Here is a 13,417-nt window from a genome sequence, read left to right on the forward strand (position 1 = left end):
ATATGTAGCTGAGACACAAATCATTATTGATTGGCCTAGAGAATAAAATCGCTACTTTATATTACGAGAAAACTGAAAAAACTTTATAATTACTCCAATTTATTAGCCTGAGTAATTCCCAATGACCACATCCAGTAACAATGATCTTATTACCATCGTAACGGCATTTTTCGATATAGGTAGAGGAAATCTTCAATCAAAAGAAGAATTACCTGACTATATGACTAGAACAAATGACACCTATTTTGAGTATTTCTCTAATTTAGCAACACTAGATAACCCAATGGTTATTTTTTCTGATAATGAACATATTGAAAGAATAAAGAATATCAGAGGAAATAAGCCCACTATGATTATTCCGTTTAATATTAAAAAATTTGAGAAAACATTAAAACGAATTCAGGAAATTCAAAATAGTGAAGAATTCATTTCTAAAGTAAGGCCAGATCTATTAAAAAATATCGAATATTGGCATCCCTCATATGTTTTAGTAAATAATCTAAAGTCTTTTTTTGTTTATAAAGCAATAAGGTTAGGATTGGTGAATACTCAATTTGTATCATGGGTTGATTTTGGATATGTAAGAAAAATGGAGACATTAAATCATGTAAAAACATGGAGATATTACTTCAACCCCAATAAAATTCATCTATTTACAATAAGAAGGAAATATAAGATAAACTCTAAATATGATGTTTACCACGCTATTTTTAATAATAGTACTTTTATTATTGGTGGTGTAATAGTAGGCACTAAAGAAAATTGGAAAACATTCTTTAAGAATATTCTATCCACACAAAACCACCTATTTAGAGAAAATATGATTGACGATGATCAAGGAGTATATTTACTAAGCTTATTTAATCATAAAAATCTCTACGAACTTCATTATTTAGGAAAAGAAAGATGGTTTCATCTATTTAAGAAATTTGATAAAACCAGTAAAATATCATTAAAAGAAAAAATAAAAGACTTTTTTATCTAAAATATACTAACGATATTTTTCTTTTAAGTAATCATAGAAACTATTCGGCAAGCAATCTTTAACATAGGTTAGCTTGTGTTGGTTACATTGAGCTAAAATTTCGTCTAACTTATCTTTATCAAAAGGATTATTTAACTCGGCAAATAGCAAATGCGGTAAGGTGTCATCGATGATCTCAAATTCATAAATCAACCCTTCTCTCTTTAATTCATCAAATAAAATTTGAAAGAAGAAATAGTGTGGGATGCATTCTTGGGTTTTCCAAAAGAATAACATTAATTGGAGTAATTTATTTACGGTATTGTTTTCTCTTTTTGAAAACATAATGCTACTTAAGAAATTTACTCTATGATTTTCTTTCCAAGAAAAATAATTACCATTTAATTTCTGCCATTTTTCTTTATATTTAGTTTGTATAGAACGTTGGAATACAAAAAATTCCATTGTACTAAAATGAGCAGAAATAGGAGCCGTAAATAAAAATGTAGCATCAACCCACACCCCGCCATAAACTTTTAGTAAAGCTAATCTAAGTAAATCAGAGAAAAAAACATGACGAAACTCAGGGTTCTTTCTCTTTTGATTAATAAAATTAGGGAACTCAATATATTCACTTACATTTTGATCATCCAAATAAATAACCTCATAATCACCTTTATTCATCTGAACCGAACGGCTACAGATTTTAACAACGTCAGGCAGTGACTCACTATTCCAACCTTGTCCCCAATATTGCCAAATAATCTTTTTATCCTTTAAGTCCTTTTTAGGTGTAATAATTATTTCATCCAATTCATCATTAATATAAAGAGAAATAATTTTCTTCCAACAATTAGCAACATGATTTTGTTGAGATAAATCTGCTTTTCTTGCAAGCCATTTACGAATAGGCTTGGGAATTAAACCTGTATAAAATATTTTATAAGGCTTACTACTTATCCTAGTAATAAAATTAAAAAATGTTGAGTTAGTTGAAAATAAATTTGAGAGTGAGGAATATTTTTCTTTCATAAGATCATCTACATAAAACGAACGATTTCTTTACCCAGATTTTCATTAACATTTTGTTTTTCTTCCCATTTTTCTTTATTTATTGCCCGTATGATATTATCTTTTATTCGAATAAAGCGTTGTTTTAACGTTTTCTTTGTGTGGCTGACTGTATTCTTTTTGCGCTCTTTCTGAAGCCCGCTCTCTAATACACTATTTTCTTGATTTAACTGCAATTCTTGCACACAAATTGCCGGATTTAGTTGATATACCCGATATCTAGGAACATCAATCAGCTGATTAAATATAATTTCATCAATGGGTTTAATCTCTTCTGAGAAAAATTTTTCAAACACTTCCATTAGATACTTAGCTGCACCATGAGAAATCACATATCCCGCCGTACCAAAATGTTTTGATTTCAAAATATCAATTTCTCTCTGTTGAAAAGGTAAAATTCCTTGCTGTTTTTCAATCTTAACGGGCATCAAAAAGGTTTCTAAACGCAAGACAAAAATCTCTTGAAAATTGAACCGCACTTTTAGCCATTCATCTTCAGCAAGAAACTGTTCGGCATTCTCACCAAGCAAAATGTCATCCTCAAAAAGCGTGATGAAATCTAAATCATCATCAACACACTTTTTCCACAACATGAAATGACTCATCAAACAGCCTTTTTCTCCCATGGTGAGCTTGGATGTTCCAGCAACATTGGGAAGATAACGCTGTAAATGATCATTGAGTCGCTCAGAAGGTGTAAACGCGTCAAAAAATTCAAATGGAATTTTCTTCTGGCCAAATTGTTGGATGATGTGATTTCGACGTTTATCCGCAGTGGGAATGCTAATAACAAAATTTTTATTTTCAATGAAATGCATACGGAGATATTAAGTTAGTCTTAAGTTACGGGTTATCTTACTATTTTGAGGCAATGAAATGAATCTTAATATGCACAAAAAATCAAAGTGGCAGACCGGCTCACAGCTTGAACTACGCTAATTTTTTCTGTAAAATTTGCAACCTTACACACAAGCGTGCCATTTTGTAATGGCGTAATATTAATCTCATGCGGTGTCAGGGATTGCTTCTGCGATTGGCTTGATAGCGGCATGGCTTCAAATTTGAGGTTTTCTATGAAACAAGGTATTCATCCTGAATATAAAGAAGTTACTGCAACTTGTTCTTGCGGTAACGTGATCAAAACTCGCTCTACCTTAGGTAAAGACATCAACCTTGATGTATGCGGTAACTGCCACCCGTTCTACACAGGTAAACAACGTGTTGTTGATACCGGTGGTCGTGTTGAACGCTTTAACAGCCGTTTCAAAATTCCAGGTACAAAGTAATCTGAATCTTAGCCCTCGCAATTGCGGGGGTTACTTCTATTCAACTTAAGGTAATGTGTTATGAATAGCGCATACAATCTCCCACCAATCTTCGTTATCAGCTTAAAAAACTCTTCCCGTCGTGAATTCATAGCAAAGCGCTTAAATGGGCTTGGATTGCAATTTGAATTTTTTGATGCGGTTTATGGAAAAGAGCTCTCTGAGGTTGAATTAGCTAAAGTAGATTATCAATATTACCAGGATTTTGATAACAAACGCTTAACTCTTGGTGAGATAGGCTGTTCTTTAAGCCACATTCGAGTATATGAACATATCAAAAAAAATCATATTCCCGAAGCAATTATCTTGGAAGACGATGCAATTGTTTCTACCCATTTCAAAGCTATTTTACAATCAACACTTGAAAAATTACCTTCCCGCTATGAGATTCTATTTTTCGATCATGGCAAAGCTAAGTCTTATCCGTTAATTAAAAAAAACTTACCTGAAGGCTATAAATTAGTACGTTATCGCTATCCATCCCCAAATTCTCGCCGTTCAATTATGAAAGCAACAGCATATATGGTGAATTTAGCCGGAGTAGAAAAATTACTCAATTATGCTTACCCTGTGCGAATGCCGGCAGATTTTGTCACGGGATTTATACAAAAAACTCGTATTCATGCTTACGGCATTGAGCCATCTTGCGTTTTTGAGGGATTGGCCACTGAAAGCGAAATTAACTCCATCGAAGATAGATACAAAAAGCATAAATGAAAGCGCTACTGAGAAAAATCCGTTTAACATTAGGTAAGTTAATCTTAGATAAAAAGATTCCAGGTAAACCATTACCTACAAACCCTAAAATTATTGTGTTACAGCAAGATGGGAAAATTGGGGATTATATTATCAGTTCATTTATTTTTAGAGAGTTAAAAAAACATAATCCGCTAGCTCAAGTAGATGTCATTTGCTCACCTAAAAATGAAAATTTATTTAAGACAAATCATTTTATTGACCACTTTTTTGTTCTTGATAAAAAAGCACCATGTGCTTATACAAAGATGGGGGAAAAACTAGCAAAAGAAAATTATGATGTATTAATCAATTTGCCCATACAACTAAGAAATCGTGATTTATGGCTAACACGTTTAATTAATGCCAAGAATAATATTGGCTATCAAAAACAACACTATAAAATATTTAACCTCGATATCCTAGGTGGACAACTTCATTTCTCACAGATTTATGCTGATTCTATTAAAAAGTGTGGTGTTATGAATATTAATTCAGAATATGATATTCCTGATAATAGCCAGCAGAAAGAAGAAATCAGAAATTTCATCAAAGATAACCAACTTGAAAACCATATTGCTATTAATTTCTTTGGGGCTGCAGGATCACGTAAGTTTACAGAGAAGAATATCAGAAAATTTATAGAAAGATTTAAGGTTTTTAATAAAAAAGTTTTGTTACTCACCTACCCTGAAATGACACCGTTATTAAAAGATATTGTTGTAGATTTTTCTAATGCATTTATTTATGAAAATACGCAAGATATTTTTGATACAATTGAATTGCTACGTTATGCAAATGTTGTTATATCTCCTGATACATCAATCATTCATATAGCTTCAGGATTAAACAAAAAAATTATTGGATTTTATAAATTAGAAGATAAGGAAAACTTTATACACTGGCATCCTAACTCTAAAAATGAAACACATATACTAAGTTTCATTGAAAGTGTAAATGAAATATCTGCTGATGATATCGAATTAGAATGGATTACTCACTAACTATGTCAATCATAAAAAAAATCATTGCAAAACTGGCAGGTAAGCGTTCTGCACAGACAATAGATTTAATGGCTATTAAATCTGTTTTATTAAAACCTATTGGGGACGCTATTGGTGATGCTATTGCACATACCGCCCATTTAAATCAACTAAAATCAGCAAATCCAGATCTGGTGATTGGTGTCATTGTAACAGAGAGAAATAGAGATATTTTTGCTTATTCCGGTTTAGTGGATCAACTGCTTGAAGATAAACCTTCTACTTATATTACTCAATATAATAAATGGGATTTATATTTAGATTTTCAGCCAACATATACAACTAAATCTGTTATTTTAGAGAAGTTACTGTCACCTAAATATATTGTTATCTTCAATAAAAAAGACAAAAAACACTATAATATCGAAACAGTAAAAAACTACAATTTTGCTTGCCCGCAAAATGATACGACACATATCTCTGATTACTTAAATAATACTATTCTTTCTAATTATTTAGATCCTAAAAAAGCTGAATATGTATTAGAAAATCAGGAAAGCATAAGATTTGATGTTCTGTGGGGGGGAGATAAACCCCGAATTTTACTGGCCCCACAGGGAAGTACTAGACAAATTCCGGCAAAAGAACTTGCTGAGCTACTTAATCAACTGGCTCCGGATCTATTAGAACGAGCTATTTTTGTATTAACCAATACCATTGACAGTAATATTTATTTTGAAGAATTAATATCCCATTGTTCAGATAAGATTAAAATTCAGCTATCACCTAAGACATCAATTCAAGAATATATTCAACTCGCGTCATCCGCAGATTTAATTATCGGAGTTGATGGAGGAAGCATTCATATTGCAACAGCGTTGCAGAAAAAAGTATTAGCATTTTATGCACGAAACATGCAGAATTTTTTCCGTTGGCAACCAAGAGGAAATAGCCATATTCCTTACAAAGCCATTCTAAGCAACACAGAAAGTAATTCAAATAATCACACCTGTGATTTTCCCATGGATAAAGCAGCAGAATGGGTAAATGGCTTATTCTAAAATATGGAAAATAATATCCCCTAACTTTTCTTTTGACACATCGGACAATAAAAGCTATTTCGTTGTCCGATGATTAAACTTTCAATTTTTGTCCCGCACGTTGGACAAGGTTTGTCTTTATTGCCGTAAACCAACAATTCTTGGGCGAAATAACCTGGTCTGCCATCAGGTTGTAGAAAATCTTTGAGTGTGGTTCCACCCTGTTCTATGGCTTTGGCTAACACGGATTTTATGGTATCTACCAAGCGTTCACATTGCCTGCGCGTTAGATTGGCGGCAAGTTTCATAGGATGCAGTCCACATAAAAATAAACTTTCATTGGCGTAAATATTGCCAACTCCAACCACCACGGCATTATCCATTAAAAAGGTTTTAAGTGCGGTCGTTTTTTTGCGTGATTTTTTGAAAAGATAGTCTGCGTTAAATTCATCAGATAATGGCTCAGGGCCGAGCTTTAGGAATAAATGAAATTCGTTCAATTTCTTCGTCCACAACCAAGCCCCAAAACGGCGCGGATCGTTATAACGTAATAATCTGCCGTTGTTCATCACAATATCCAAATGATCGTGTTTATCAATAGGGCTGTCATGCGGTACGATTCTCACCGTCCCCGACATCCCTAAGTGCCCGATAATATAGCCTTGTTCGCTATGAATAATCAGGTATTTGGCGCGACGAGTGAGATCTAAAATTTTTACATGATGAAATTCCGTTAATTCCGGTGACACCGCCCAACGAAGTTTCGGCTGACGCACCACAATTTTTTCAATAACATAATCTTTTAAATAAGGGCTCACACCACGCAGCGCGGTTTCGACTTCGGGTAGTTCCGGCATTATCTTCCTCCAGCATTCGCAGAATACAAAAAAACCCGAACAATGTCGGGTTTTTCAATTCGTGCAAAATTATTTGATTTTTGCTTCTTTATAAACAACGTGTTTACGCACAACCGGATCAAATTTTTTGATTTCCATTTTTTCAGGCATATTACGTTTGTTTTTTGTTGTTGTGTAGAAATGACCTGTTTCTGCGGTAGAAACTAAACGGATTTTCTCACGAGCACCTTTTGCTGCCATTTGTTAGCTCCTTAGATTTTCTCGCCACGAGCACGGATTTCAGCTAAAACTGCATCAATGCCTTTTTTATCGATAATACGCATACCTTTTGCGGTTAAGCGTAATGTTACAAAACGGTTCTCACTCTCAACCCAGAAACGGTGAGTGTGAAGGTTAGGAAGAAAACGACGACGAGTCGCATTCATTGCGTGTGAGCGGTTGTTACCCACTGCCGGACGCTTGCCTGTTACTTGACAGACTCTAGACATATTAATCTCCAATAATGAAATATAAGCTCGAGCTTACGGTTCGGAATACTTCAAAAATAAACTTTTTGAATGACCTCGTCAGGTCGCATAACCCGACCCGCATACTATATTAAAGGTCGTGCATTATACTCACTTTATCTTGTATTCTCAAGCCTAAATACTGAATTTGCTTGCATTAAATCCAAAATTTATCCAAAAGTGCGGTCGGTTTTAGAGAAGATTTTGTTCCGCAAAGGAAAAATAACAGCCGCGACCAATCACAAAATGATCCAATACCCGAATTTCCATTAACTCAGCCGCCTGCTTGATTTTCTGTGTAATATTTCGATCGGAAAAGCTCGGTTCAGCCACGCCCGAGGGATGATTATGTGCCAAAATAAGCGCCGCCGCATTACAGGCTAAGGCTTCTTTAATGATCTCCCGCGGATACACCATGGCCTGATTGATGGTGCCGAGGAAAAGGTTTTCCTGCTTGATTAAACGATGTTGCGTATCCAAAAATAACACTAAAAAGACCTCTCGTTCCAAGCCTTCCATCTCGGTTTGTAGATACATTTTCACCGCATCGCTTGAAGTGAAACAATGTTCTTCCTTTAATTCCGCCAGCAAATAACGCCTAGTCATTTCGGTACAAGCCTGTAACTGAATAAACTGGGTAACACCAATGCCTTTTACGGCACAAAATTGCTTTTGACTTGCCGTAATTAAGCCGCGTAAAGAGCCAAAATATTGCAACACATTGCGGGACAATTGCATGACGGGGCAATCCTTAATGCCCGTACGTAAAAAAATGGCCAATAGCTCCTCATCGCTTAACGCCGCCGCGCCGTATTGCAATAATTTTTCTCTTGGCATTAATGGTTCATTCATCTTTTTATTTCGTCTCATAACCTATGGATTGACAATTAATTCATAATGTTAAACCTCATGGTGAAATAACACGCTAAAGTTGGAAGACGGATCGCAAAATAAGATTTTTTATTAAATAATAATTCAAGTAAAATAGCCCGGTTCATCTCCGACTTGGCCAAATCATGGGATTTCATTATGTTTAACCTAGAAAATAAGCGTATTGTAGTAGGCATTACAGGTGGTATTGCCGCTTATAAAACAATCGAATTAATCCGTTTATTACGCAAAGCCCAGGCGCAAGTCAGAGTGGTTCTCACCCCTGCCGCAGCGGAATTTGTCACACCGCTCAGCTTGCAAGCCATTTCCGGCAATGCGGTGGCGCAATCCCTGTTAGATCCGCAAGCCGAACTCGCGATGGGGCATATTGAATTGGCGAAATGGGCGGATGCGGTGCTTATTGCCCCTGCAAGTGCAGATTTTATTGCCCGTTTAACTGTCGGCATGGCGAACGATTTACTTTCTACGATTTGCCTTGCCACCAACGCGCCGATTTTGCTGGCACCGGCGATGAACCAACAAATGTATCGCCAAACCATAACACAGCAAAATCTGACCGCACTTTTATCCCGTGGTATTCAAACCATCGGGCCAAATAGCGGCGAACAGGCGTGTGGCGATGTGGGCGCCGGACGAATGTCCGAACCATCGGAAATTTTCACCGCACTTTGTCACCATTTTGCTACGCAACAAGATTTAGCCGGCCTGAATGTCGCTATCACGGCAGGCCCGACCCGCGAAGCCATTGACCCGGTGCGCTACATCTCCAATCACAGCTCCGGCAAAATGGGCTTTGCCATTGCGGATGCCTTCGCAAAACGCGGGGCGAATGTCACCTTGATTGCCGGTCCGGTAAACCTTGCCACACCTAACAATGTCAACCGCGTTGATGTCACTTCCGCGCAAGAAATGTGGCAAACCGCCTTAGAAAGTGCGGTTAAAAATCATATTTTTATTGGTTGTGCCGCTGTGGCAGATTACCGTGTAGCGGAAGTCGCCGAGCAAAAAATCAAAAAATCCGGCGAGGAAATGACGTTAACACTCATTAAAAATCCCGACATTATTGCCGATGTCGGTCATTTAACCGAAAATCGCCCATTCACCGTTGGTTTTGCCGCCGAAACGCAGAATGTTGCCGATTACGCCAAGGACAAACTTAAACGCAAAAATTTGGATATGATTTGCGCCAATGATGTCTCCGGCGGGCAGGTGTTCGGCCAGGATCACAATGCGTTACAACTCTTTTGGGAAAATGGTGAGAAGACCTTACCGCTTGCAGAAAAAAACACATTAGCGGATGCATTGGTGAGTGAAATTGTTGCGCGTTATCGCCAATAAAAAAATGCACCAAAAATTACCCACAATCGAATCAAGCTCGATTATTCGCCCAATGGGATCGTTGGCACAGCCAACGTTCAAAATCCGTTGGATTTTTTGACCGCACTTAAATAGCAAAAAAATGACAGATTTCTTTAAAGGAAAACATGACACATGAAAAAAATTGACGTAAAAATTTTAGATAACCGTATCGGCACAGAATTTCCGCTTCCAACTTACGCCACCGAAGGCTCTGCAGGTTTGGATTTACGCGCGTTACTTGATGAAGGAGTTGAAATTCAACCGGGCGAAACGAAATTAATTCCAACGGGGCTTTCCATTTATATTGCCGATCCGAATTTAGCGGCCGTAATTTTGCCACGTTCCGGTTTAGGGCATAAACACGGTATTGTGTTGGGCAATTTGGTGGGATTAATCGACTCCGATTATCAAGGCCCGCTCATGGTTTCCGTGTGGAATCGTGGTAGCGAACCGTTCAAAATTGAAGTGGGTGATCGCATTGCTCAACTGGTTTTCGTGCCGGTGGTGCAAGCAGAATTCAATATCGTTAGCGAGTTTAACGCTACCGATCGTGGCGAGGGTGGTTTTGGCCATTCAGGTAAACACTAATGGAACAGGCAAACAAACGCAGTATCAAAGAACGTCGCCAACAAGTGTTGACGGTACTCACGCATATGTTGCATTCCGAACGCGGTATGGAGCGTATGACCACTGCACGGCTGGCAGCGGAAGTGGGTGTGTCGGAAGCGGCACTATACCGTTATTACCCTAGCAAAACCAAGATCTTTGAAGCCTTAATCGACAACATTGAAAGCACCCTACTTAATCGTATTTCACAATCCATGAAAAACGAAACCAACACCATGCAACGGGTGAAAGATATTCTGCAAATGATCTTGGATTTTGCCCGTAAAAACCCCGGCTTAACCCGCGTATTAACCGGTCACGCCTTAATGTTTGAAGATGCACAACTGCAGGCGCGCGTAGCAAAATTTTTCGACCGTTTGGAATTACAATTCGTAAATATTTTGCAAATGCGAAAATTGCGTGAAGGACGCGGTTTTCACATTGACGAACGTATTATTGCCGCCCATTTGGTAACCTTATGCGAAGGGCAATTTATGCGTTATGTACGATCCAATTTCCGACACTCACCAAATCAAGGATTTAATCAACAATGGCAGCTTATTGAAAGCTTATTTGCATAATTTATTTATTTAGGTAAGATGACATGATTATTCCCTGGCAAGAATTGGAAGAACAAACTTTAATCAATATTATAGAGAGTGTTATCTTGCGCGAAGGAACCGATTACGGTTTACATGAACAGACTTTCGAACAAAAAAAGAAAGCGTTACTCAACAGAATCCGCCAAGGAAGCGCGGTGATCGTTTGGTCAGAACTACACGAATCTATTGATATAAAAGATAAAACGGACTTTTTCAGATAAGCTTTTTGGTTTTTCCCTATTTAGATGGAGGTTTCACGTGCAGGAACAAAACGCACAAGCTACACAACCCACAGATCCAACGTTGGACTGGTTTTTATCACATTGCCATATTCATAAATATCCATCTAAAAGCACATTAATCAACGCCGGCGAAAAAGCCGAAACGCTTTATTATTTAATTCAAGGTTCCGTCTCCGTTATGGTGAAAGACGAGGATGGAAAAGAGATGATTCTCACTTATTTAGGCCAAGGGGATTTCTTTGGTGAAGCAGGCTTATTTGAAGAAGGTCAGCTCCGTTCCGCATGGATCAAAGCTAAAAGCGCCTGTGAAGTGGCCGAAATCTCTTATCGCAAATTCCGCCAACTCATTCAGGCTAACCCTGAAATTTTAATGTATTTAACTGCGCAACTTGCCCGACGCTTGCAAAATACCTCGCGCCAAGTGAGTAATTTGGCTTTCTTAGATGTTACCGGCCGTATCGCGCAAACCTTATTAAATTTAGCCAAAATGCCGGAAGCTATGACACACCCGGATGGGATGCAAATTAAAATCACCCGTCAGGAAATTGGCCAAATGGTAGGTTGCTCCCGCGAAACCGTTGGCCGAATTTTAAAAATGTTGGAAGATCAACATCTCATATCCGCTCACGGCAAGACTATTGTCGTTTACGGCACCCGTTAAAAAAATGTGGTGAGAAATGACCGCACTTTAGCTGAATCGCTGAAGTTTGCATTAAAAATATCAAATTAAGAATACAAAAAAGGTCTGAAAATTCAGACCTTTTTTATTTAATAAGCATCAATTAACGCATTGTGACGAATTCTTCCGAACCGGTCGGGTGGATGGCAACGGTGTTGTCGAAATCAGCTTTTGTCGCGCCCATTTTAATAGCAACAGCAAAACCTTGGATCATTTCGTCCACGCCAAAACCGATACCATGTAAGCCTACGATTTTTTCCTCTTTGCCAACGCATACTAATTTCATGCGACAAGCTTGACGATGTTGGGTAACCGCAGTGTACATCGAGGTAAAGGAGGATTTATACACTTTCACGTTTTCCGCACCATATTGCGCGATGGCTTGCGGTTCAGTTAATCCGACGGTGCCGATTGGCGGGTGGCTGAACACCACGGATGGCACCAAACGATAATCCAAATGTTCGTTCGGTTTATTGTTAAACAGGCGTTCGGATAAACGACGTCCTGCTGCGACCGCCACCGGAGTGAGTTCAATACCGCCTTCAATAATATCGCCTACAGCGTAAATGCCCGGCACATTGGTGTTTTGGTATTTATCCACTTTAATAAAACCGCGCTCATTGGTTTCTACACCAACCGCTTGTAAATTAATTTTATCGGTAGCCGGTTCACGTCCAATGGCCCAAATCAGGCAATCTACCCTTTGCTCACGACCATCCTCTAAATTAATCGTCACCGAGCCATCCTCATTTTTCACCACCTCTTTTGGAATCGCATGGGTGTGTAACGTAATGCCGTCTTGTTGCATGGATTCAATCAAAGTTTCTGCCATCATTGGATCAAAATTACGCAACGGCGCATGTTTACGCACAAATAAATGGGTTTCCACACCGAGGCTGTTCAAGACGCCTGCCAACTCCACGGCAATATAACCTGCGCCGACAACAGCTGCACGTTTTGGAAGTTCGGTTAAAGCAAAAACGCCGTTAGAATCAATACCGTATTCCGCGCCTTGTACTGCAGGAATACTTGGACGTCCGCCTGTGGCAATCAAGATATGATCTGCCGTTACCTGTTCGGTGGTGCCATCAGCGAAAGTCACTTCAAGGGTATTTTTATTGACAAATTTGGCAAACCCACGAATCACATCTACGTTATTTTTTGCCAACACGTTATCGTATGAAGTATGAATGCGGGAAATATAGGCTTGTCGGCTTTCCACCAACTTGGCGAAATCAAATTTTTTCACATCCACATCAAAGCCATAATCCGGCGCATAATGATTGATAGCTTCAGCAATTTGCGCGCCATAAAACATCACTTTTTTCGGTACGCAACCCACGTTGACACAGGTTCCACCTAAATGTTTTGCTTCAATAATGGCACATTTTTTGCCATAATTTGCGGCACGATTAACAGAAGCGATACCACCGCTGCCACCACCGATGGCAATATAGTCATAATGTTTTGTCATAGTCTGTCCTTAATCAATAAAATGCGGCTTATTCTCTAATAAACCGCGTTTTTCACGCAAACTGAATAAATAAATCGGTTTAA

16 protein-coding genes and 1 pseudogene are annotated in these 13,417 nt (G+C 38.2%); 10 read left to right on the forward strand and 7 right to left on the reverse strand.

What is annotated here, in order from left to right:
• The first annotated feature begins 121 nt into the window (after positions 1–121).
• Entirely contained in the window at positions 122–985 is an 864-nt protein-coding gene (gene yibB, locus DK428_RS03355; RefSeq protein WP_109064707.1) for a protein YibB, read from the forward strand.
• 6 nt (positions 986–991) lie between these two features.
• On the opposite strand, the gene DK428_RS03360 is transcribed toward yibB, so the two are convergent.
• Positions 992–1,996: a capsular polysaccharide synthesis protein gene (locus DK428_RS03360; RefSeq protein WP_109064706.1), complete on the reverse strand. Its 1,005-nt coding sequence runs from the start codon at positions 1,994–1,996 to the stop codon at positions 992–994.
• An 8-nt stretch (positions 1,997–2,004) separates the two neighbouring features.
• Positions 2,005–2,853, reverse strand: a complete 849-nt coding sequence (locus DK428_RS03365) for a glycosyltransferase family 25 protein (protein WP_109064705.1) — start codon at positions 2,851–2,853, stop codon at positions 2,005–2,007.
• Between the two features lie 255 nt (positions 2,854–3,108).
• On the opposite strand from DK428_RS03365, the gene rpmE reads away from it, so the two are divergent.
• The 4 genes from rpmE to DK428_RS03385 are packed head-to-tail and all read left to right on the forward strand — an operon-like array spanning position 3,109 to position 6,139.
• A complete protein-coding gene (gene rpmE, locus DK428_RS03370; RefSeq protein ID WP_109064704.1) occupies positions 3,109–3,321 on the forward strand; it encodes a 50S ribosomal protein L31 in 213 nt (70 codons plus the stop codon).
• A 60-nt stretch (positions 3,322–3,381) separates the two neighbouring features.
• Entirely contained in the window at positions 3,382–4,077 is a 696-nt protein-coding gene (locus tag DK428_RS03375) for a glycosyltransferase family 25 protein (RefSeq protein WP_109064703.1), read from the forward strand.
• The gene (locus DK428_RS03380; RefSeq protein WP_109064702.1) at positions 4,074–5,099 is read left to right on the forward strand and encodes a glycosyltransferase family 9 protein; all 1,026 of its coding nucleotides are present in this window, start codon (positions 4,074–4,076) and stop codon (positions 5,097–5,099) included. The genes DK428_RS03375 and DK428_RS03380 overlap by 4 nt, the downstream gene beginning before the upstream one ends.
• A 2-nt stretch (positions 5,100–5,101) precedes the next feature.
• A complete protein-coding gene (locus DK428_RS03385; protein ID WP_109064701.1) occupies positions 5,102–6,139 on the forward strand; it encodes a glycosyltransferase family 9 protein in 1,038 nt (345 codons plus the stop codon).
• A 20-nt stretch (positions 6,140–6,159) separates the two neighbouring features.
• Here the strand turns inward: DK428_RS03385 and mutM are convergent, their stop codons facing one another.
• The 4 genes from mutM to radC form a co-directional block, all read right to left on the reverse strand.
• A complete protein-coding gene (gene mutM, locus DK428_RS03390; protein ID WP_109064700.1) occupies positions 6,160–6,975 on the reverse strand; it encodes a DNA-formamidopyrimidine glycosylase in 816 nt (271 codons plus the stop codon).
• A 69-nt stretch (positions 6,976–7,044) separates the two neighbouring features.
• The gene (gene rpmG, locus DK428_RS03395; protein WP_005544948.1) at positions 7,045–7,215 is read right to left on the reverse strand and encodes a 50S ribosomal protein L33; all 171 of its coding nucleotides are present in this window, start codon (positions 7,213–7,215) and stop codon (positions 7,045–7,047) included.
• An 11-nt stretch (positions 7,216–7,226) separates the two neighbouring features.
• Entirely contained in the window at positions 7,227–7,463 is a 237-nt protein-coding gene (gene rpmB, locus DK428_RS03400) for a 50S ribosomal protein L28 (protein ID WP_005542826.1), read from the reverse strand.
• Between the two features lie 210 nt (positions 7,464–7,673).
• Entirely contained in the window at positions 7,674–8,333 is a 660-nt protein-coding gene (radC, locus tag DK428_RS03405) for a RadC family protein (protein ID WP_109090065.1), read from the reverse strand.
• Positions 8,334–8,510: 177 nt separating this feature from the next.
• On the opposite strand from radC, the gene coaBC reads away from it, so the two are divergent.
• The 5 genes and pseudogenes from coaBC to crp all read left to right on the forward strand — a co-directional run bounded on the left by coaBC (position 8,511) and on the right by crp (position 11,842).
• Positions 8,511–9,710 (forward strand): bifunctional phosphopantothenoylcysteine decarboxylase/phosphopantothenate--cysteine ligase CoaBC, encoded by a 1,200-nt coding sequence (gene coaBC / locus DK428_RS03415; protein ID WP_109064698.1) that lies wholly within the window; start codon positions 8,511–8,513, stop codon positions 9,708–9,710.
• 153 nt (positions 9,711–9,863) lie between these two features.
• Entirely contained in the window at positions 9,864–10,319 is a 456-nt protein-coding gene (gene dut, locus DK428_RS03420) for a dUTP diphosphatase (protein WP_109064697.1), read from the forward strand.
• A 14-nt stretch (positions 10,320–10,333) separates the two neighbouring features.
• Positions 10,334–10,918 (forward strand): annotated as a pseudogene (gene slmA, locus DK428_RS03425) (nucleoid occlusion factor SlmA); the annotation flags it as partial.
• A 23-nt stretch (positions 10,919–10,941) separates the two neighbouring features.
• Complete coding sequence (locus DK428_RS03430; protein WP_109064695.1) at positions 10,942–11,160, forward strand: YheU family protein; 219 nt, start codon at positions 10,942–10,944, stop codon at positions 11,158–11,160.
• Positions 11,161–11,197: 37 nt separating this feature from the next.
• A complete protein-coding gene (gene crp, locus DK428_RS03435; RefSeq protein ID WP_005701806.1) occupies positions 11,198–11,842 on the forward strand; it encodes a cAMP-activated global transcriptional regulator CRP in 645 nt (214 codons plus the stop codon).
• Positions 11,843–11,963: 121 nt separating this feature from the next.
• Here crp and gorA read toward each other — a convergent pair whose 3' ends face one another.
• The gene (gorA, locus tag DK428_RS03440) at positions 11,964–13,334 is read right to left on the reverse strand and encodes a glutathione-disulfide reductase (protein WP_109064694.1); all 1,371 of its coding nucleotides are present in this window, start codon (positions 13,332–13,334) and stop codon (positions 11,964–11,966) included.
• Positions 13,335–13,417: the final 83 nt, after the last annotated feature.

Origin of the sequence: Aggregatibacter kilianii (assembly GCF_003130255.1) — a bacterium.
Lineage (GTDB): Bacteria > Pseudomonadota > Gammaproteobacteria > Enterobacterales > Pasteurellaceae > Aggregatibacter > Aggregatibacter kilianii.